General features: G+C 64.6%; 18 protein-coding genes. 10 read left to right on the top strand and 8 right to left on the bottom strand.

The annotated features are described in order from the left end of the window. Nucleotides 1–73 precede the first annotated feature (73 nt). Complete coding sequence (locus JG739_RS09880; RefSeq protein ID WP_006202578.1) at nt 74–331, bottom strand: hypothetical protein; 258 nt, start codon at nt 329–331, stop codon at nt 74–76. A 105-nt stretch (nt 332–436) separates the two neighbouring features. Between JG739_RS09880 and hemF the strand changes: the two genes are divergently transcribed. From hemF to JG739_RS09865, 3 genes are all read left to right on the top strand, one after another. After that, the gene (gene hemF, locus JG739_RS09875) at nt 437–1,351 is read left to right on the top strand and encodes an oxygen-dependent coproporphyrinogen oxidase (protein ID WP_202366296.1); all 915 of its coding nucleotides are present in this window, start codon (nt 437–439) and stop codon (nt 1,349–1,351) included. A 247-nt stretch (nt 1,352–1,598) separates the two neighbouring features. Next, nucleotides 1,599–1,859, top strand: a complete 261-nt coding sequence (locus tag JG739_RS09870; RefSeq protein WP_027151030.1) for a DUF1344 domain-containing protein — start codon at nt 1,599–1,601, stop codon at nt 1,857–1,859. A gap of 249 nt (nt 1,860–2,108) precedes the next feature. Next, nucleotides 2,109–2,294 carry a DUF1059 domain-containing protein gene (locus tag JG739_RS09865; protein ID WP_126034401.1) on the top strand — a complete coding sequence of 62 codons (186 nt, stop codon included), beginning with the start codon at nt 2,109–2,111 and terminating at the stop codon, nt 2,292–2,294. A gap of 38 nt (nt 2,295–2,332) precedes the next feature. Here the strand turns inward: JG739_RS09865 and JG739_RS09860 are convergent, their stop codons facing one another. The 3 genes from JG739_RS09860 to JG739_RS09850 are packed head-to-tail and all read right to left on the bottom strand — an operon-like array spanning nt 2,333 to nt 4,920. Further along, nucleotides 2,333–3,601, bottom strand: coding sequence for a CCA tRNA nucleotidyltransferase (locus tag JG739_RS09860; RefSeq protein WP_202366295.1), 1,269 nt, complete (start codon nt 3,599–3,601; stop codon nt 2,333–2,335). Further along, on the bottom strand, nt 3,598–4,230 hold the full coding sequence (locus JG739_RS09855) for a CoA pyrophosphatase (RefSeq protein WP_202366294.1): 633 nt from the start codon (nt 4,228–4,230) through the stop codon (nt 3,598–3,600). The genes JG739_RS09860 and JG739_RS09855 overlap by 4 nt, the downstream gene beginning before the upstream one ends. 60 nt (nt 4,231–4,290) lie before the next feature. Then, a complete protein-coding gene (locus tag JG739_RS09850) occupies nt 4,291–4,920 on the bottom strand; it encodes a DUF1285 domain-containing protein (RefSeq protein ID WP_202367398.1) in 630 nt (209 codons plus the stop codon). Nucleotides 4,921–5,065: 145 nt separating this feature from the next. On the opposite strand from JG739_RS09850, the gene JG739_RS09845 reads away from it, so the two are divergent. From JG739_RS09845 to JG739_RS09830, 4 genes are read left to right on the top strand one after another with little or no spacing between them, the layout of a single operon-like run. Continuing rightward, nucleotides 5,066–6,070: an AAA family ATPase gene (locus tag JG739_RS09845; RefSeq protein ID WP_202366293.1), complete on the top strand. Its 1,005-nt coding sequence runs from the start codon at nt 5,066–5,068 to the stop codon at nt 6,068–6,070. Then, on the top strand, nt 6,070–6,984 hold the full coding sequence (locus JG739_RS09840; protein WP_202366292.1) for a DUF58 domain-containing protein: 915 nt from the start codon (nt 6,070–6,072) through the stop codon (nt 6,982–6,984). The genes JG739_RS09845 and JG739_RS09840 overlap by 1 nt, the downstream gene beginning before the upstream one ends. Next, the gene (locus tag JG739_RS09835; protein ID WP_202366291.1) at nt 6,981–9,821 is read left to right on the top strand and encodes a DUF4159 domain-containing protein; all 2,841 of its coding nucleotides are present in this window, start codon (nt 6,981–6,983) and stop codon (nt 9,819–9,821) included. The genes JG739_RS09840 and JG739_RS09835 overlap by 4 nt, the downstream gene beginning before the upstream one ends. A 3-nt stretch (nt 9,822–9,824) precedes the next feature. After that, nucleotides 9,825–11,912 (top strand): hypothetical protein, encoded by a 2,088-nt coding sequence (locus JG739_RS09830; RefSeq protein WP_202366290.1) that lies wholly within the window; start codon nt 9,825–9,827, stop codon nt 11,910–11,912. Nucleotides 11,913–12,151: 239 nt separating this feature from the next. On the opposite strand, the gene clpS is transcribed toward JG739_RS09830, so the two are convergent. The 4 genes from clpS to JG739_RS09810 all read right to left on the bottom strand — a co-directional run bounded on the left by clpS (nt 12,152) and on the right by JG739_RS09810 (nt 15,775). Beyond that, nucleotides 12,152–12,457 carry an ATP-dependent Clp protease adapter ClpS gene (gene clpS / locus JG739_RS09825; protein WP_029349886.1) on the bottom strand — a complete coding sequence of 102 codons (306 nt, stop codon included), beginning with the start codon at nt 12,455–12,457 and terminating at the stop codon, nt 12,152–12,154. A gap of 181 nt (nt 12,458–12,638) precedes the next feature. Then, the gene (gene choV / locus JG739_RS09820; RefSeq protein ID WP_202366289.1) at nt 12,639–13,820 is read right to left on the bottom strand and encodes a choline ABC transporter ATP-binding protein; all 1,182 of its coding nucleotides are present in this window, start codon (nt 13,818–13,820) and stop codon (nt 12,639–12,641) included. Beyond that, nucleotides 13,817–14,671: a choline ABC transporter permease subunit gene (choW, locus tag JG739_RS09815; RefSeq protein WP_095494431.1), complete on the bottom strand. Its 855-nt coding sequence runs from the start codon at nt 14,669–14,671 to the stop codon at nt 13,817–13,819. Before choW ends, choV begins: the two co-directional genes overlap by 4 nt. Before the next feature lie 156 nt (nt 14,672–14,827). Then, complete coding sequence (locus JG739_RS09810) at nt 14,828–15,775, bottom strand: choline ABC transporter substrate-binding protein (protein ID WP_202366288.1); 948 nt, start codon at nt 15,773–15,775, stop codon at nt 14,828–14,830. A 427-nt stretch (nt 15,776–16,202) separates the two neighbouring features. Between JG739_RS09810 and JG739_RS09805 the strand changes: the two genes are divergently transcribed. From JG739_RS09805 to JG739_RS09795, 3 genes are read left to right on the top strand one after another with little or no spacing between them, the layout of a single operon-like run. Next, complete coding sequence (locus JG739_RS09805; RefSeq protein ID WP_202366287.1) at nt 16,203–17,291, top strand: hypothetical protein; 1,089 nt, start codon at nt 16,203–16,205, stop codon at nt 17,289–17,291. Nucleotides 17,292–17,327: 36 nt separating this feature from the next. Then, complete coding sequence (locus JG739_RS09800; RefSeq protein WP_202366286.1) at nt 17,328–18,473, top strand: hypothetical protein; 1,146 nt, start codon at nt 17,328–17,330, stop codon at nt 18,471–18,473. 24 nt (nt 18,474–18,497) lie between these two features. Further along, nucleotides 18,498–20,408, top strand: coding sequence for an AAA family ATPase (locus tag JG739_RS09795; protein ID WP_202366285.1), 1,911 nt, complete (start codon nt 18,498–18,500; stop codon nt 20,406–20,408). The last annotated feature ends 79 nt before the right edge of the window (nt 20,409–20,487 follow it).

The raw sequence follows: 20,487 nt of genomic DNA, 5'->3' as shown, positions 1-20,487 counted from the left end.
GGAGGACGGGCAAGACAATGAGGGGCAGCGCCGGCCTTAGCAATTTGCCTGGGAAGGCCCGTCCCGCCAGATTCTAATCCGCTGCCGGCAAACGCCTGATGGTGAATTCGATGACGTCGCCCGGCCGCTCGAACCAGCTTTCGATCTCGGTCCAGTAGGCCTGCTTGGGAAAGCGCTCGAACCATTCCTTCGCCTTGAGCCGCGCATCGGAGCGCGGCAGAACGAAGGTCTCGCGCAAAAACCCGTCGCGCGGCATGCGCTCGCGCTCGGCGCGCGAACGGTCGAGCCTCTTCTTCAGGCCATCCAGCGGCGGTCTTGCCGGGGTGCGCACGAAAGTACTCCATTCACACTTGACCCTTGCACCTAAGAGATTAGGGATCGCGGCCACAAAAGACGAGTCATTTGTCGGGGTACGCCCCCCAACCGGAGACAGCATTTGCAACGACCCGAAATACCGGCGGGGCTGCCGGCCGACATCGAACAGAAGAAGATGAAGGCGCGGCTGTGGTTCGAAACGTTGCGCGAGCGCATCTGCGCCGCTTTCGAGCAGATCGAGCAGGACCTGCAGGGGCCGCAGGCCTCATGGTCGCCCGACCGCTTCGAAAAGACGCCGTGGGAGCGTGACGCCGGCAAGGGCGGCGGCGGCATCATGTCGATGATGCGTGGCCGCGTCTTCGAGAAGGTCGGCGTCCACACCTCCACCGTCTATGGCGAGTTTTCGCCGGAGTTCAGGAAGCAGATGCCGGGCGCCGAGGAAGACCCGCGCTTCTGGGCGAGCGGCATCTCGCTGATCGCCCATCCGTGGAACCCCAACGTGCCGGCGGTGCACATGAACACGCGCATGGTCGTCACCTCGCGCCAGTGGTTCGGCGGCGGCGCCGACCTGACGCCGGTGCTCGACCGTCGCCGTTCCCAGGACGACCCGGACACAGTCGCCTTCCACCGCGCCATGCAATTCGCCTGCGAGAAGCACGCTGGCGTCGCCGACCACGCGAAATTCAAGGCCTGGTGCGACGAGTATTTCTATCTGCCGCACCGCAACGAACCACGCGGCACCGGCGGCATCTTCTTCGACTGGCTGCATTCGGACGAGGACAGAGGCGGCTGGAACGCCGATTTCAACTTCGTCCAGGATGTCGGTCGCACTTTTCTCGTCGTCTACGGGCATCTGGTGCGGGCCAATTTCAACGACAACTGGACCGACGGCGACCGCGAAGAACAGCTCATTCGCCGCGGCCGCTATGTCGAATTCAACTTGCTTCACGATCGCGGCACCATCTTCGGGCTGAAGACCGGCGGCAACGTCGCCGCGATCCTGTCCAGCCTGCCGCCAGAGGTGAAATGGCCGTAAAATCTCGGTGAGTCGGACGTGAGCCGCAATGAGGTCCAATTCGCCGGATTTTGGCGTCGAATGTGGCGCGCAGAATATCTTTTTCGTCTAATATCCAGTTGAAAAAACAGGACTATTTTTCGTTCCGGGCCGGGAAACGCCGGCGGTTCTTGCCTCCCTGGAACCGCGACCCGACGCGACCGGACGGCCCATCATTGAGTGGGGCACCTTCCCAAAATGGTGCCCTCATTTTCCAGGAGAGCATGCCATGCGCAAGCTTATTATGTCGGTTGCGGCTGCTGCCGTTCTTGCCTCTGGTGGCGCTGCCTTTGCAGCGGTCAAGCACACCACGGGCACGGTCAAGACCTATGATGGAACGGCCATGAGCCTTGTTCTGGATAACGGATCTACCTTTACGCTGCCCAAGGCCTTCAAGAATCCTGGCCTGAAGGCCGGCGAAAAGGTCCGCGTTTCGTGGGACATGAGCGGCAAGCACAAAATTGCCGAGGCAGTCAGGATCGTGAAGTGATCGCCTGCCCGCTGGAGCAAGACGAGGTCTTGCCTCTGGGGTAGCGTAAGATGGCGGAGCAGCGATGCTCCGCCTTTTCGGACTTTGCGGCAACCAAAACCATTCGACCGTGTTATGCTTGCTCGGCCAGCGCATGACCCGAATACCGACACCCGGTTTCAGACGGGGATCATGCGTCGATCAAAGGTGCTGGAGCTTCCGCGTTCAAGCAAATGGGCGGCGCTCCGGGGAGGAAAAGGGAGAAATCCGATGAAAGAATTCCACTGCGGCTCGCTCGTTCCGGGTTGTGACTGGCATACGCGCGCCGACGAGGAAGCCGAGGTCATGCGGCGCGCCGTCGAGCATATGCGTGAGACGCATGGCGAGACGATTATTCGCGAGACGATGATTGAAGCGATCCGTTCGCGCATCGAGAAGGCTCGCGACGCGGCCTGATTTGCCTAAAGCGCGCTACGCAGTTTTGCGGACATGCATCAGTTTTCGAGTGCTTCTGCGGCGCGCTCGAGGAGTGCGCCGCGATCCAGCGCAAAGCCGGACTCGATCCACTCGTTTTCGAGGTTCTTAAGGGTTGCGCCGAGTTTTGGCCCGGGCGACGCGCCAAGCCTCGTCAGATCGGCGCCCCTGACCGGAAAGTCGGGTTTTTTCCATTTTCCGGCAAAGGCCAGCAGCCGCGAGAAGCCGCCGGCTTCGAGCAGCGCGTCGTTGTCCTCGACCGCTCGGGCACGAGCGGAAGCGAGCGACAGCCGCAAGCGATCAACAAGGCCTTGACGATCGCCACGATAGAGCCGTTTTGCGAGTTCCGCTTCGGTCGTCTTCGGCTCGACGGGCGCTGTCAGCGCCCACTGCCTGAGACGACTGGCGTCGCTGACGGAGAACCTCAACCGCTCGGCCAGCGTCTTCATCCGCGCTGCGTCCGGCGGCACGATCGCTTCCAGCCTGAGCAGCGGGTCCGGCGTCCAGCCGAGATCCTTCTCGGCCCTGGTCAGCGCATGGATCGCATCGATGCCCCATTTCTCGCTCTCCGGCAGAACGCTGGTGAGCACGCCCGCCTGGCGCATCCACAGCAGGGCGCGCGATGGATCGGGGGCCGACAGCAGCTTCTTCAGTTCGGACCAGACGCGCTCGACCGAGAGTTGGCGAAGCCCCTCCTTGAGCCGGGCGCAAGCCTTCAGCCCTTCGGCATCCGGCCGGCCGTCGCCATACCAGGCGAAGAAGCGGAAAAAGCGCAGGATGCGCAGATAATCCTCGCGGATGCGCGCTTCCGGATCGCCGATGAAGCGTAGCCGCCGCGCCTTGATATCGGCGATGCCGCCGACCAGGTCGATGATCGTGCCGTCGGCCTCGGCATAGAGCGCGTTGATGGTGAAATCGCGCCGTTCCGCATCGGCCTTCCAATCGCGCCCGAACGACACTTTTGCCCGCCGCCCGTCGGTCTCGATATCGGCGCGCAGCGTGGTCACCTCGAACGGCTTGCCGCCGGCAACAATTGTGATGGTGCCGTGCTCGATGCCGGTCGGCACGGCCTTGAAGCCCGCCGCCTCGGCACGGCGGATGGTTTCATCGGGCACGGTCGTGGTGGCGATGTCGACGTCGGCGACCGGCTGGCCGATGAGCGCATTGCGCACCGCGCCGCCGGCAATACGCGCCTCCTCGCCGCCATCCGCAAGCGCCGCCAGCAGGCGCTGCAAATGCCGTTCGCCGAGCCAGTCGGCTTTGCCCTCGAGCGACACTCGGCCGCTCACGTATAGAGCCTTTCATAAAGCGTGCGGATGATGCCGGCGGTGACCCCCCAGATGCGCTGCCCCTCATAGGGCATCTCGTAGAAGACCCACTCCAAGTCGTTCCACATGCGGCTGTCGCGGCCGTGGTTGGCCGGATCCATCAGGAAGCGGAGCGGCACCTCGAAAGCTGCGTCGACCTCCTCGGAATTCAGCGTCAGTGAAAAGCCCGGCCGCACGATTGCCAGCACCGGAGCGATCCGGTAGCCGCTGCCGGAGACGTAATCGGGCATGCGGCCAATGATCTCGACCCGGTCCTGGCCGAGCCCGATCTCCTCGAATGTCTCGCGCAATGCCGCCGCCTCCGGGCTTGCATCGCTCGGGTCGATCGTGCCGCCGGGAAAGGCCACCTGCCCCGAATGGTTGCGCAGGTTTTCCGCCCGCTTGGTCAGCAGAACCGTGGCGTCGCGTCCGTGATCGACCACAGGGATCAGCACCGCGGCATCGCGCAGCGCCTTTGCCAGCTTCAGACGCGGATGGCCGGGGTTGAAGCGATGGTCGCCATAATCATCGGCGGCATGCGCCAGCGGCTGCGCCGCGACGCGGGCGCGAAAATCCTCGGCCGAAAACGGCGTCCCTGTCATCTGGTCCATCGCGTCACCTGGTCCATCATGCCCCAATCCGTCTTGCGCTGGCCATTTGGCGCTGCCCGATCATGCGCTCAGCCGCTGCAGCTTTTCCGCCGGCATGATCGGATAGACCGCCCCGTTCGAGCGGACGGCAAACATCCTTCTGCCGCCGACCTCGATCTCCTCGCCATGCTCGACCAATTCATACATAACCGGCCGCGCCACCAGCGCTTCCAGCCGCCCGCGCACCAGCACATAGGGTTTCAGGCCGCCGGTCGCCTCCTCGTCGACAAAGCGCAGCGGATGCTCCGGCCCGGCCTCGACCACATCGCCGACATTGGTACGAAAGGTGATGACTTGGCCAGCGCCGGTGCCGCAAACATCCATCTCGACGGCGATGAACGGCGCGTCGACGACGCGGATGCCGACCCTTTCCACCGGCGTCACCAGATAGGTCCTGCCGTCTTCATCCTTGCGCAGCACCGAGGAAAACAGCTGCACCAGCGGCATGCGACCGATCGGCGTGCCCTGGTAGAACCAGGTGCCGTCCTGTCTGATCTCCATGTCGAGATCGCCGCAAAAAGCCGGATTCCAACGCTCCACCGGCGCCGCCCCCTTGCCAGCGCGGGCGGCACGCGAGATCAGCGCCTCCAGTCCGCGCGCCTCGGTCGCGGTCGTCAAACTTCCTTCACGATCGTCGGCGCGTTCTGTCATGGTCACGAAATAGTCACTGTTGTTCCGCTTGTCAGCCTAAGTCAGTGATTTAAGTTCAGGACGGGCGCCACGCGAGGCCGAATCGCGGCACTCTGTGGCGTCGAAGCTGCAAGCCGGTATTTCCAACGAGAAGGATCGATGCCGCATGAGCGTGATGATCAAGGAAAGCCCGATCAGCGAAAAGGACATGATCGCCCAGGCCGAGACGGCGCTGGCCGACATTTCCAGGGTTCGCGAGGGCGTCGGCCGCGTCATCTTCGGCCAGGAAAGCGTCGTCGAACGCACGCTGGTGGCGCTGCTGGCCGGCGGCCATGCGCTGCTGGTCGGCGTGCCCGGCCTGGCCAAGACCAAGCTGGTCGAGACGCTGGGCATCGTGCTCGGCCTCGATTCCCGCCGCATCCAGTTCACGCCCGACCTGATGCCGTCCGATATTCTCGGCTCCGAGGTGATGGAGCAGGACGAATTCGGCAAGCGGTCGTTCCGCTTCATCTCCGGGCCGATCTTTGCGCAGCTGCTGATGGCCGACGAGATCAACCGCGCCTCGCCGCGCACCCAGTCGGCGCTGCTGCAGTCGATGCAGGAATACCACGTCACCATTGCCGGTGTTCGCCATGACCTGCCGGCGCCCTTCCACGTGCTGGCGACGCAGAACCCGCTGGAGCAGGAGGGCACCTATCCGCTGCCCGAAGCGCAGCTTGACCGTTTCCTGATGCAGGTCGACATCCTCTATCCGGAAATCGAGGCGGAGCGCCGCATCCTTCTGGAGACCACCGGCATCGAGGACGCCAAGGCGCAGAACGTGCTGCAGCCGGCGCGGCTGAAGGAGATCCAGACCCTCATTCGCCGCATGCCGGTGCCGGAAAGCGTCGTCGAGGCGATCCTCCAGCTGGTGCGCTCGGCGCGCCCCGGCCAGGGCAATGCCGAGACTGACAAGCACGTCGCCTGGGGCCCGGGCCCGCGCGCCAGCCAGTCGCTGACACTGTGCGCCCGCGCCCGCGCCCTCTATGATGGACGGCTGGCGCCGTCGATCGACGATATCAGAGCGATGGCCGAGCCGGTGCTGCAGCACCGCATGGCGCTGACCTTTGCCGCCCGTGCCGAGGGCACGACCGTGCGCGACGTGGTGGCGAAACTGGCAAAAGGCATCTGATGGCGCGTATAGGCGAGGCCCAGGCACCGGCGGCGACGCATGACGCGCTCGCCCGCGGCCGGTTGCGGGCGTCGCTGGTGCCGGACCTGCTGGTCGAGGCGCGTCGCATCGTCAACACGGTGATCGCCGGCTGGCACGGCCGCCGCAAGCGCGGCATCGGCGAGAATTTCTGGCAGTTCCGGCCCTATGTCGAGGGCGACTCCTCGCGTATCGACTGGCGCCGCTCGGCCCGCGACGACCACATCTACGTGCGCGACCGCGAATGGGAGGCCGCCCATACGGTGTGGCTGTGGGCAGATCCCTCGCCTTCGATGCTCTACAAATCGACCGGCGCCACCGTCTCGAAAGAGTCCCGCGCGCTGGTGCTGGCGCTGGCCATGGCCGAGCTTCTGTCGCGCAGCGGCGAGCGCATCGCCTGGCCCGGGCTGACCGATCCGTTCACCGCCCGCAACGGCGCCGAGCGCATCGCAGCACAACTCACCCATGCCGGCGAATTGCCGGCAAAGCCCGACCTGTCCGCCATCCGCCGCTTCTGCGACATCGTCATCGTCAGCGACTTCCTCGACCCGGTCGAGGACACCATCGCCTGGCTTGACGTGCTCGCCCGCCACGGCGTGCGTGCCCATCTGATCGAGGTCGCCGACCCGGCCGAGGAGAGATTCCCCTATGCCGGCCGCACCGAATTCACCGATCCCGAGACCGGCGACAAGCTGACCGCCGGCCGCGCCGAAACGCTGGGCGATGACTACCGACTGCTTTACATCGCCCGCCGCCAGGAACTGACCGACTGGTGCAAGCGGCTCGGCTGGAGTTTTACCGTCAACCACACCGACCGCCTCGCCTCCGATGCGCTGGTGCGTGTCCACATGGCGATGACCGTCGATAACAGCTCAGCCGGGAGGATCCGCGCATGAGCTGGCTGCCGCTCTCCTTCGGGGCGCCGATGGTGCTGTGGGGCCTTCTGGCCCTGCCGGTGATCTGGTGGCTTTTGCGGTTCACCCCGCCCAAGCCGCAGACCGAGGTCTTCCCGCCGCTGAAGATCCTGGCCCGCGTGCTGAAGCGCGAGGAGACGCCGCAACAGAGTCCGTGGTGGCTGACCCTGCTCAGGCTGCTGATGGCGGCCCTTATCGTTGCGGCGCTCGCCGAACCTGTGTTCAACCCGCGTGAAAGACTGCCGGCCGAGGGCGCCGCACTTGCGCTGGTTATCGACAATGACTGGGCAAGTGCCGCCGACTGGGGCCAGCGCGTCGCCACTGCCGAACGGCTGATCGCCGATGCCAGCTCCAACGACGTGCCTGTCATCATCGCCTTCACTGCCGAAAAACCGAATGCCGAGATCGGCCCGTTCGACGCCGCCACTGCGCTCGACCGGCTGCGCGCGGCAAAGCCGCGGCCGATCCCGACCGACCGCCCGGCCGTCTATGCCCGCGTTGCGGCAACCCTGGAGAGCTTGCCGGGCGCCAGCGTCGCCGTGCTCGCCGATGGGCTGGCGGCGGAAGGCGACGAGGCCGCCTTCAACACGCTTCTGTCGAAGAACGCCGCCCGTGTCGTCTGGGCCGCCTCCGACCGGCCTGGCCTGATCGGCCTGACCGGCGCCGACAACCAGGTCGACGGCTTCGAGCTGACCGCAATCCGCGCACCGGGCGATCCGGCGCCGGCTCAGGTGACCGCCGGCGCATTCGACGACAAGGGCCGCCGCATCGCCGACGCCACGCTGACCTTCTCGCCCGGCGAATCCACCGCCACCGGCACGATGGCGGTGCCTTTCGAGCTGCGCAACGACTTCGCCTCGATCGCGCTCGACGGTCAGCGGCAGGCCGGTGCCGTCCGCGTGCTCGACGAGAGTTCCAAGCGCCGCCGCGTCGGACTGCTGTCGCAGGCCGAAGCCGACCAGGCGCAGCCGCTTCTGTCGCCGCTGTACTACATCCGCCGCGCGCTGCAGCCCTTCGCCGATCTGGCCGAGCCGTCGAGCGCCGACCTTGCCGAGGCCATCCCGCAGCTGCTCGACCAAAAGCCGGCGATGATCGTCATGGCCGATGTCGGCACCATACCGCAGCAGGTGCGGCAAAGGCTGGTCGACTGGGTCGACAATGGCGGCACTCTGGTGCGGTTCGCCGGCTCGCGGCTGGTCGCCGCCGGCAATGACGACGACCTGCTGCCGGTCAGGCTGCGCACCGGCGAGCGCTCGCTCGGCGGTGCGCTGTCGTGGACGACGCCGCAGCCGGTCACCGATTTTCCGAAGACCGGCCCCTTCGCCGATCTCGCTCCGCCCGCCGAGGTCACCGTCTCCAGGCAGGTGCTGGCCGAGCCGACGCCCGATATCGTCGAGCGCAGCTGGGCGACGCTTGCCGACGGCACGCCGCTGGTGACCGGGATGAAGAAGGGCAAGGGCACCCTTGTCCTGTTCCATGTCACGCCGGAGGCGACTTGGTCGAACCTGCCGATCTCCGGCAGCTTCGTCGAGATGCTGCGCCGCATCGTCCAACTGTCACGCAACCAGGGTGCGGCGGTCGCCAATGCCGAAGCAGCCGCCGCCTCGCTGGCGCCCTACCGCATGATATCAGCCGATGGCACGCTGGTGCCGCCGACGCCGGATGCACGGCCGCTGGTGCCGGGTGCCGGCCCGCTGCCGGTGACGTTCGAGAATCCGCCCGGCCTGTACGGATCCGACACCGGCGTCGTCGCCCACAATCTGCTCAATGCCGAAAGCAGCTTGGCACCGTTGGTGCGTCCTCAGATCACCGTGCCGGTCACCACCATCCAGTACGCTTTCGACGAATCGCACAATTTGAAGGGCCCGCTGGTGGCGGCAGCTCTCCTGCTGATGGTGCTCGACACGCTGGCGGTGTTCTGGATGGGCGGCCTGTTCTCGCGCCGGCCGCGCCGCGCCGGCACGGCCGCCGCAACCACCGCCGCCCTGCTGATTGCGCTCGGCGCCGTGGTCGGCCACATCGACATCGCCCGCGCCGAGGATGCCAAATCCGGTGATGCCAAACCTGGCGACGAACGGGCGATCGAGGACATTTCGAAAACCCGGATCGGCTATGTGCAGACCGGCGACCGGAGCGTCGATTCGATCAGCCAGGCCGGGCTGGAGGGCCTGACCCGCTTCCTGATCGAGAAGACCGCGCTCGAGCCGGGGGCGCCGGCCCGCGTCGATATCTCGAGGGACCAGCTTGCCTTCTATCCGTTGATCTACTGGCCGATCGATCCTGCCGCACCGATGCCGAGCCAGGCCGCGATCGCCCGCGTCGACGCCTATATGCAGCAGGGTGGCACGGTGCTGTTCGACACGCGCGACCAGTTCGCCACCGGCATCGGCGCGGAGCAGGCCAGCCCGGCGACGGAGCGCCTGCGCGACATACTCGGCAACCTCAACGTGCCGGCGCTGGAGCCGGTGCCCGAGGACCATGTGCTGACCAAATCCTTCTACATCCTGCCTGAGTTTCCCGGACGCTTCGCCGGTGGCCCGCTCTGGGTTGCAGCGTCGCTCGAAGCCAGCAACACCGAGAACCGCCCGGTACGCACCGGCGACGGCGTCTCGCCGATCATGATCACCGCCAATGATTTCGCCGGCGCCTGGGCGGTCGACGAGAATGGCGACCCGCTATTGCCGACCGTGCCGTCAGATCCGATGCAGCGCATTTATGCGCTGCGCGCCGGCGTCAACATCATGATGTACATGCTGACCGGCAACTACAAATCCGATCAGGTGCATGTGCCGGTGCTGCTCGAACGGCTGGGGCAGTAAGCCATGAACTTGTCGCTCGCCTTCGAACCGCTCATCTCCTGGCCGCTGCTCGGCCTGGTGCTGGCGCCGCTGTTGCTGCTGGCATTGATCGGCCTGTGGTTCCGCCAGCGCGGTGCGGTCTTCCGTTTTGCCGCCCTGCTGGCGCTGACTGCGGCCCTGCTCAACCCGGTATTGCTCGACGAAGAGCGCGAGGCGCTGAAAAGCGTCGTCGCCGTCGTCGTCGACCGCAGCCAGAGCCAGGACATTGGCGAACGCACCAGGCAGACCGACGAGGCGCTGGCCGGGCTTCAGCAGCGCCTCGGCCGATTCAAGCAGTTCGACGTCCGCGTCGTCGAGGCCGGCAAGTCGGAAGCCGCCGAGGAGCGCACCGAAACGCGGCTTTTCAGCGCGCTGGAGAGCGCTTTCCGCGACGTGCCGCCTTCGCGCATCGGCGGTGCCGTCATGATCACCGACGGCGAGGTGCATGACGCCCCGGGCGGCACGCCCGACTTCAACGCCCCGCTGCACGCGCTGATCACCGGCAACGACCAGGAGAAGGATCGTCGCATCCGCTTCGAGAATGCGCCGCGCTTCGGTCTGGTCGGCAAGCCGCTCGAAATGACCTATCGCGTCATCGGCACCAACAACGAGGCCGGCTCGGTCGATGTGCGCGTCTCGGTCAATGGCGAGCAGGTTTCGGTCGAGCGCGCCGCCATCGGCCAGGCCATGCCGCTGCAGGTGACCATTCCCGGCGCCGGCCGCAACATCGTCGAGCTCGCCATCGATCCCGAGCCCGACGAACTCACCGACACCAACAACCGCGCCATCGCGCTGATCGACGGCATCCGCGAGAATTTGCGCGTGCTGCTGGTATCCGGCGAACCGCATGCCGGCGAACGCACCTGGCGCAACCTTCTGAAATCCGACGCCTCGGTCGATCTGGTCCATTTCACCATTCTGCGGCCGCCGGAAAAGCAGGACGGCACGCCGATCAACGAATTGTCGCTGATCGCCTTTCCGACGCGCGAACTGTTTGTCGAGAAGATCAAGGATTTCGACCTGATCATCTTCGACCGCTACCAGCACCGCGACGTGCTGCCGATCCTCTATTACGACTACATCGCCGAATATGTCGAAAAGGGCGGCGCGCTGCTGATCGCGGCAGGACCCGAATATGCCGGCGAAAGCTCCATCGCCCGCACGCCTTTGATGTCGGCGCTGCCGGCGATGCCGACCGGCGAAGTCGTCGAAAAGGCCTTTTATCCGCGCCTCACCGAGCTCGGCCAGCGCCATCCGGTGACGCGCGGGCTTGACGGCTCCGCCACCGAGCCGCCGCACTGGAGCCGCTGGTTCCGCACCATCGGCGTCGAGAACCCCGGCGGCGAGGCGGTGATGAAGGGCGCCGACAACCGTCCGTTGCTGCTGCTCGACCGCAAGGGTGAAGGCCGCGTCGGCATGTTTTTGTCCGACCAGGGCTGGTTGTGGGCGCGCGGCTTCGAGGGCGGCGGCCCGCATGTCCAGCTCTATCGCCGCATCGCCCACTGGCTGATGAAGGAGCCCGAACTCGAGGAGGAGCGGCTGACCGCTGACGGCCGCGGCATGATGCTGGAAATCCGCCGCCAGACGATGAGCGACGATCCCGGCCCGGCGCAGATCATCACCCCGTCCGGCAAGGCGATGACCGTCAAGCTCGAGAGGGCCGAACCCGGCGTCTTCCTCGGCAGCATCGAGACCAGCGAGATCGGCCTTTATCAGGTCGGCAATGGCGACCTGAAAGCGCTGGCCCATGTCGGCCCGGTCAACGCACCGGAATTCACCGACGTCGTCTCCACCGAGAACCGGATGAAAGCCCCGGCCGAGGCCACCGGCGGAAGCGTGCGCCGGCTGGCGCAATCGTCGACCCTTAGCAACCTCGCCGGCGGTGTCACGCTGCCCTCGGTCGTCCCGGTCCGCTCCACGGGCGCGGCGTCCGGCAACGACTGGATAGGCCTGCGCACCACCGACGACAGCGTGCTGAAGGCCGTCTCGCGCGTGCCGCTGTTCGGCGGGTTCCTCGGCCTCGGCCTGCTGCTTCTGGCATTGGGCTCGATGTGGTACCGCGAGGGGCGCTAGCTCCCTTCTCCCCGTTCACGGGGAGAAGGTGCCGGCAGGCGGATGAGGGGCAGCGCCGGCCTGAAGTGATTAGCAATCTCTACGAGCAACCTGAGTTAAATTTGGCACCGTCGACGCCGCCCCTCATTGTCCTGCCGGACATTTCTCCCCGTATAGTGACGGGGAGAACGACGCTGTCGCGGATGGTTTCGCCAATTGTCAACGTCACAGACGGGGAGCCGAGGCTATAAACGACGGCACTACTCCTCCGGTTCCGTCGTGAACATCAGCGGGTAGCCCTTGGCCTTGCCGGCATCGGTTGCCCGCGTCGCCTTGGTCTCGGCGACGTCCCTGGTGAAGACGGCGACGACGCAGACGCCGCGCTGGTGCGCGGTGATCATCACCCGCCGCGCCTGATCTTCGCTCAGCTTGAATTCGCCCTTGAGCACCGTCACCACGAACTCGCGCGGCGTGAAATCGTCATTGAGGAGGATGACCTTGTAGAGCTTCGGCCGTTCGATTTGCGGCTTCGTCTTGGTGCGGGGTTTGGTGACGATCTCAGGCATCGGAACCGGCAACTGCGCGCAAGAATTTCGGGTTTATTCTGGCACAGCCAAAAGCGATCGTCCATTTTTGGACCGCCCGCAAAGCGCCTTCCCGGCGGGCGCGGCCGTTCACAAGTCCGTGCCTATATGGGACCGCCGCCAAGCCGCGCAGAAACGATACGGTCCGTTTCGTTTAGAAAAACTACCGCCGCAACACCGCACTCAGCACATCCCTGACGCCGATGGCGCCGACGAAGCGCGACTGGTCGTCGAACAGCGCCACCGGTGCGGTCTGCGAGCGGTGCATGGCCAGCATCACCGTCTTCAGCGAGGTGCCGGGATTGGCCCAGAATACCTGCGTCGTCTCCTCCGGCTGCGCCTCGACATCGACGCACGACACCCAGAACGCCGGCTTACCGTCGCGCTCGGCCGCCGCCACCAGCCCGTGCTCGTCGATCTTGAAACGCGTCGTCTTGCGGCGGTCGAGCCACACCCAGCCGTCCTCGCCGTGGTCGAGGTCGCGGCGGTCGCGCATCACGTTCCAGGCGGTCAGCACCGAGAGCGGGTTCACATTGGCGATGAAGTCGCGGACATAGTCGTTGGCGGGGCGCAGCACGATGTCTTCCGGCGCGCCGGTTTGCACGATACGCCCGCCTTCCATGATGGTGATGTGGCTGCCGATCTTCAGCGCCTCCTCGAGATCGTGGCTGACGAAGATGATCGTCTTCTTCAGCTCGGCCTGAAGCTGCAGCAATTCGTCCTGCAGCTTGGTCCGGATCAGCGGGTCGAGCGCCGAGAACGGCTCGTCCATCAAAAGGATCGGCGCTTCGGTGGCAAACGCACGCGCCAGCCCGACGCGCTGCTGCATGCCGCCGGAAAGCTCGTGGGCGTATTTCGACGCCCACTGGTCGAGGCCGACGAGCTTCAACTGGCGCTCGACGCGCACCTTGCGCTCGGCTTCGGGCACGCCGGAAAGCTCGAGGCCGAAGCCGACATTTTCCGCGACAGTGCGCCAGGGCAGAAGGCCGAACTGCTGGAACACCATGGCGACCCGCGTCTGTCGGATGTGGCGCAGCGTGGCGGCGTCGCAGGCCGCGACATCGACCATGCGGTCGCCATCCTTGACCATGACGTTGCCGCGCGCCGGCACGTTGAGCAGGTTGACGGCGCGCAGCAGCGTCGATTTGCCGGAGCCGGAGAGCCCCATCAGGACGGAAATCTCGCCCTCGTTGACGGTCAGATTGGCACCGGCGCAGCCGAGCACGGCGCCGGTCTTCTCCAGGATTTCCTGACGCGTTGCGCCGCTGTCGACGAGCGCCAGCGCTTCCTCGCGCGCCGCGCCGAAGACGATGTCGACATTCCTGAAATCGACCGCGGCGCTCATTTGGCGGCTCCCGTGCCGATGCGGCTGATGCGGTCGAGGATGATGGCGAGCACGACGATGGCGAGGCCGGCTTCGAGGCCGAGCGGGATGTTGACCGAGTTCAGCGCGCGCACCACCGGCTTGCCAAGGCCGTTGGCGCCGATGAGTGCAGCGATCACGACCATGGAGAGGCAAAGCATGATGCACTGCGTCAGCCCCGCCATGATGGTCGGCAGTGCCGCCGGCAGCTCGACTTTCCACAGCAGCTGGCGTTTTGTCGCGCCGAAGGCTTCGCCGGCCTCGATCATCGGTTTCGGCACCGAGGTGATGCCGAGATGCGTCAGGCGGATCGGCGCGGGAGCGGCGAAGATGACGGTGACGATGAGGCCGGGAGCGATGCCGAGGCCGAAGAGAATGAGCACCGGAATCAGGTAGACGAAGGTCGGCATCGTCTGCATCAGGTCGAGGATCGGCTGGAGATAGCGGTAGCCACGCTCGTTATGCGCAGCCCAGATGCCGATCGGCACGCCGATGGCCATCGAGGCCGCAGCAGCGCCCACGACCAGCACCAGCGTCTCGACGGTTTCCTGCCAGAGATCCTGGTTGACGATAAACAGCAGGCCGAGCGCGACGGCAAGCGCCAGCTTCCATGATTTCTGCAGGTACCAGGCAAGCCCGGCTATGGCGGCGACCAGGAGAACCGGCGGGACGAGCAGCAAAAGATCGACAAGCCCGTCGAGAACGACGGTGAGCCCGTCGGCGATACTGTCGAAAAACCACTCGAAATTGGTGGTCAGAAAGTCGAAGAAGGTCTTGCCCCACCGCCCGATCGGTATCTTGAAGCTCGAAATCAGTTGCGAAACCGGATCCATGGCAAAGTCCCCTCATTCTTCTTCACCCCCTGGCGGGGTGGGTCGAACCGCGCAGCGGAGCGGGGTGGGATGGTCACGGGTTACGCTCCGTTCCGAACCATCCCAACCGCGGCGCGTGCCGCGCCGAACCTCCCCGGAAGGGGAGGTGTAAGTCTGCTACGAACCGAGTGCGGTTTTCACGGCGGCCACGGCGTCGCCGCCGTCGAAGGTCGTCACGCCAGCGAGCCATGGCGTCAACGCGTCCGGATTGGCCTTGAGCCATTCGGTGGCCGCTTCTTTCGGGTCGGCGCCGTCATTGAGGATCGCACCCATGATCTCGTTTTCCATCTTGAGCGAGAACACCATGTTCTTGAGCAGCTTGCCGACGTTCGGGCATTCGCTGGTGTAGCCGGCCCGGACATTGGTGGCGACGGTCGCGCCGCCGAAATTCGGGCCGAACACTTCGTCGCCACCCGACAGATAGGCCATCTTGATGTTGGTGTTCATCGGATGCGGCTCCCAGCCGAGGAAGACCACGTCTTCGCCCGATGCCGCCGCCTTCTGCACCGCCGACAGCATGCCGGCCTCGGAGCTTTCGACGAGCTCGAAATCCTTCAGGCCGAACTTGTCGGCGGCGATCATGTCGAGGATCAGGCGGTTGCCGTCATTGCCGGCTTCGATGCCGTAAATCTTGCCATCGAGCTTGTCCTTGAACTTGGCGATATCGGCGAAATCCTTGAGACCGGCGTCATAGGTGTGCTGCGGAACGGCGAGCGTGTATTTCGCGCCTTCGAGGTTGGTCACGACCGTCTCGACCGACTTGTCTTCGAGATAGGGTTTTATGTCGGCTTCCATGGTCGGCATCCAATTGCCGAGGAAGACGTCGACGTCCTTGTTTTTCAGCGAGGTGTAGGTGACCGGAACCGACAGCACCTGCACGTCGGGCTCGTAGCCGAGCGCTTCGAGGATGACGCTTGCGGTCGCGGTGGTGGCGGTGATGTCGGTCCAGCCTACATCGGCAAACCGCACCGGCTTGCAGCTTTCCGGCTCGGCGGCGAACGCGCCGCTCGCCGAAAGAAATGCCGCCAGACCGAAGCCGGCGGCGAATAGTTTCATACGCGACATCTGTATTCTCCCATTGTGATCGATCGGCGAAGCGAAATTGCGGTTTTGTCTCCGCCTTTGTTTCGTCAGCCAAACACCATTCTGGTGCGGTTTCAAGCGATAAGACAATCGCGAGCAACGGCGTGGGATGGCCGACCAGCGACACGCCGCCTGCTGCTGCAGGCGTGGCCAGGCACTTTTCCGGTGGCCCGCCTTCCAGCGCTGGTGATTGGCGAAAGCCGAAGCGACATCCGATCTCCCCGCAAGCGGGGGAGATCGGCAGCTTCGCCGACGGCGCGGCTCAGGCCGCCCTTAAGCCGAGTTGTCCCGTCGCGGGAAGGGCGCGCTACCTTCGCGAACTCCTAATCTTCCGCCTTTCCTTCCCCCCTTGCCGTACATATATTCGCGGCGTTCGCGACACGAACGATTGCCGAAGCGGGAGGCTCCTATGGCGACATTGCAGAATTTCGATGCCGAAATTGCCAAGACCAATCAGGTCGTGCAGGACATGCGCACCAAGATCGAGCAGTCCGGCGCCGTGCTCGACACGCTTGCCAGGACCGACAAGAAGATCGGCGACGCCAATTTCGACCTCGAGAACGCCCGCATCGAGGATGTGCTGAAGCAGCAGAAGGTGATGGAAGGCAACATCGCCGACCTGATCATCGGGCTGGAGGACGCCACCAACGTCTTCGGCGCCGAATTCGAGAGCATGAAGAACTACACCGGCTGGGAGAGCTTCGTCGGCATATTTTCCGACCAAAGCAAGCAGCGCATGCGCACCGACCGCGTCCGCAACATGTCGCTGGCCGGCAATCTGCAGGAGCTTTTGGCGAAATCCGACACCATCGTCGGCATCCTCAAGGCGCAGAAGCAGATCCTCGACCAGCGTTACAACACCTCCGAGGCCAGCCTGTCGCAGGTGATCGAGCGCCGCAAGGCGACCATGTCCAACCTCGAGACCGTGCAGAAGCGCATCGAGGAGCTCAATCCGATGCTGCTCGACATCGAGAACAAGATCGCCGCCTCGACCAGCCAGAAGGAGCGCACCGAGCTTGAGGGCGAGCGTTCGAAACTGGCCACCGAGTACAACGAGAAGCAGGCCAAGGAGCAGGAGCTGCTGGCCGAAAGCCAGACGCTGGAGCGCTACACCTCGATGTTCCAGACGTTTGTCGATTCGCTCAACAACCAGATCGCGGCGCAGTCGACGCTGATCAACAAGCTGACTATCGATACCGAGCAGCGCATCGTGCTCTACAAGGCGCTGGAAGACTCGCTGAAGACCGCCGCCCAGCAGGACGTCGCCCACAAGATCAACACGCTGGGCAGCCAGGTCGACAACACCGCCGAGGAAACCATGGCCGGCATCGGCGCGGCCTCGCAGAAGCACATTGGCGATCTTCTGGAAATGCACGAGAAGAACATGGTGGCGACCGCCGACATCCAGCGCCGCAAGAAGCTGGCCGACGATGCCTTTGCCCGCCGCTTCGACGATGTGATGAAGAAGCACAATTCGGCCAATTACGTGCAGCCGTAATTGGCTGCACGTGCACTGCTCCCAAGGGCTGGCTGCATGACCCCCGAAAACGAAGCGGCAACGCGTTACTTCTCGGCGATCAGCGCGGCGCTCAGCGGCCTCGAAGTGTTCATGCGCGACGATCGCTCGCCGCTCTACCGGCACGGCATCGTCGCCAAGATCGTCGCCGAATACATTGCGCGGCTCGACAACTCGTTTGCCTGCTGGCGCAACCGGCTGGGTTTCATGGAGACGTTTCGCATCTCGCGTGCCGAAAGCGGCTTTCCGGTCTTCCAGAACGTGCTCGAACTGGAAAACGATCGCCGCCAGGCCGATACGCGTCTCGCCAACATACCGTTGGCCGACGAGTTGCGCGAGGAAATGGCCGACTTCATCCTGCGCCACAAGCAGTTCCCCGAGGCGCTGCAGAAGTCGATGGCCGAGCGGCTCTATCTGGAGGGCGTCAGGAGCGAAACGACCTTCGGGCCGTTCACCTTGGCGCAGACGGCAAAAGTCTCGGTCAATCCGAAGACCGGGCGGCCTTACTACCTCGTCCATTGGGCCGCCTTCGACGGCAGCGCCAACCTGCCGCTGGTCTACATGGTGACTGTCGAGGATTCCTCCGAAGAGATGATCAGGCAGCTTGTCGACCGCAATGGCAAGCTCAACGAAAAGGTCGACATTCCGCTTCCCGTTGAAGGGCTGCTCAATCCCGAGCTTGCCCACCGTTTCGACGACTTCACCGAGAAGAATTCCGCCTATACGCTGTCGCCGGCGACGATCGCGGTCAACCTCGACAAGGATTTCGAGCAACTCCACCCCAAGCAACTGCGCCGCGTCGTGCTCGGCCCGTTCTATTCGGCGGGGATCACCGACAACAATTCGACGGTGACCGACGTTTTGGACAAGGTGCGCAAGCCGGAAAACGCCTGGCTGCTGACCTGGACTATCCAGGAGGTCTATTCCAAGGCCGAAAAACCCGGCCGCAAAGGTTTGTTTTCGAGCGAGAAGGCGACGCAGGAATTCTTCATCGACACCGACGATCTGGAGGCGGCGCGCCAAGGCGTGTCGAGCTACGAGAAGCACGCGCTGATCCCGCACGAGGCCTATCAGGCGCTCTACGCCGCCGGCGAGGCGCAGAAAATCTTTTCCGGCTACAAGGTCCACATCCTGTCCAAAAGGCAGGTCATCAGTGACGTTTGACAGTCAAACCGCGGAGCATCCTTCATGGACACCGGCCTGACCACGATTTCGGAAGCGGCAATCGAAAAGCACCGCGCGACGGCGCAGAGCTTCATCACCCGCATCGTCGTGCTCGAGGACCCGTCGCGGGAATCCGGGACCGCGCTTGCCGGCACCAACCGCCGCTTCGTCTCGACCGTCTCGGTCGGCTCGGCGCGCCGCACGCGTGAGGTCGAGCTTTCCAAGACCGTCGCCGCCGTCCATCCCGACGACCAGCTGCTGAGCATTGCGCAGCACATGCTGCTCTATCGCACCCGGCGCGGGCTGGCGATCGCGCTGGCCATATCAGATGTCTTCGCCGAAGGCTCAGATCTCGAGAGCCTGAAGGCGAAAAACGCCCGCGCCCCGCTCGAAGGCGACGAGGCCGCCACATTCAAGAAGCTGCTGTCGGCCTCGGCCTATGTTTCGGCCTTCAGCCTCGCCTCCTATCTGTTCCAGCTGATCGACAGCGACGGCGAGGCACCGAACGACACGCCGGAGCCGGACTTTTTGTTCGACACGCCGCAGGATGCGGTGAAATCGATCGTTGCCGGCCTCGACAAGGCGATAGCTGGCGCCAAGGACGACGCCGACCTGATGACCCGGGCGCGCGCCTTCGCCCGTGTCGCCATCGACGGGCTTTTGGCGCGAAAGGGCCGCTTCGACGGCATCGGTCCGTTTGAGAACGCGCATATCCGCATCGACGTCGACGACTTCACCCTCGACGGCTTCGACGTCGCGCCGGGCAAGCGGTCGAAGCCGCTGGTGATGACCTTCAAGAAGCCGGAAGAGGTCGTCGGCAACCACATCGCCAAATACCAGTCGGTCAAGCTCGCCAAGATGCTGATGGCTTACGATTTCGAGCGCGAGCTGAACCCGTTCGTCGAGCTCGGCGGCTTCCTGTTCACCTTCATCGGCGACGGCGCGCCCGGCACCGGCAAGACGACGCTGATCCAGATGATCGCCGGTCTCGTCAACGGTTACTGCCAGGTGGCCGGCTATCCCTTCGCCTACGAGAATTTCGGCGTCGACCAGATCTCCTCCTACCAGGGCAAGTCGGGCCAGAACTGCCGCCAGTTCATCAACAATGTGCTCAACCCGCGCATCATCGGCTTCGGCACGATCGACGACATCGACCAGGTGGCGGCACGCCGCTCAGACGATCGTGCCTCGGCCGGCCAGCAGGAAATCACCGGCGTCCTGATGGACGCATTCGGGGGTGCAGCCACGGTGGTGCGCGGCAACTGCTCCTTCGGCATGTTCTCCAACTATCCCGAAAACGTCGACGACGCGCTGCGCCAGCGCGCCGGCGCCCGCTGGCTGGTCGATGGGCCACAAACGCGCGACGACTATATCGACATCTTCGTGCTGCTCGCCGGCAAGAACCACAAGATCCCGCTCGGCGACCACAAGCTCTATGCCGCCCAGGAGATCCAGCGCGCGGTGATGGAGGCCTATGAAGAGCACGAGAAGCCCAGGGAAGACGGGCTGATGAAGGTCTATGAGCGCTACATCAAGGAGAACGGCGCACCGAAGTCGATGGCCGACATCGGCACCTATCTGCACATGATCAAGGAGGCCGAGCCGCGCTTCACCGGCCGCGCCATCAAGAACGTCACCGATGCGATCAAGATGCGCGCCATGGACATCGAGCTGCCGGACGAATGGTTCGAGAAGCCGGAAGTCTTCATGCACAAGAGCTACGACGACAAAAAGGCGATGATCGAGGAACTGCGCCGGCCGTTCTCGATGGACATGGTCATGCAGGAGATCAACCGCTACGCCGACTCGGAGTTCCGCTACTCCGACAGGTCCGACGACGCGGCGGTGACCAAGATGATCCGCGACACCCGCCTGCGCGACCGCGCGATGCGCGAGATCGAAGAGCTGAAGAAGAAGGGCCTGTGGAATGCGTAAGATGCGCCGACGCCTCCTTCTCCCCCTGTGGGAGAAGGTGTCGCCGAAGGCGACGGATGAGGGGTATTCGTCAAGCTGG

The sequence above is a fragment of the Mesorhizobium sp. L-2-11 genome (assembly GCF_016756595.1).
Lineage (GTDB): Bacteria > Pseudomonadota > Alphaproteobacteria > Rhizobiales > Rhizobiaceae > Mesorhizobium.
The sequence above is the reverse complement of the archived record's forward strand: the minus strand, read 5'-3'. Positions and strand labels throughout refer to the sequence as shown.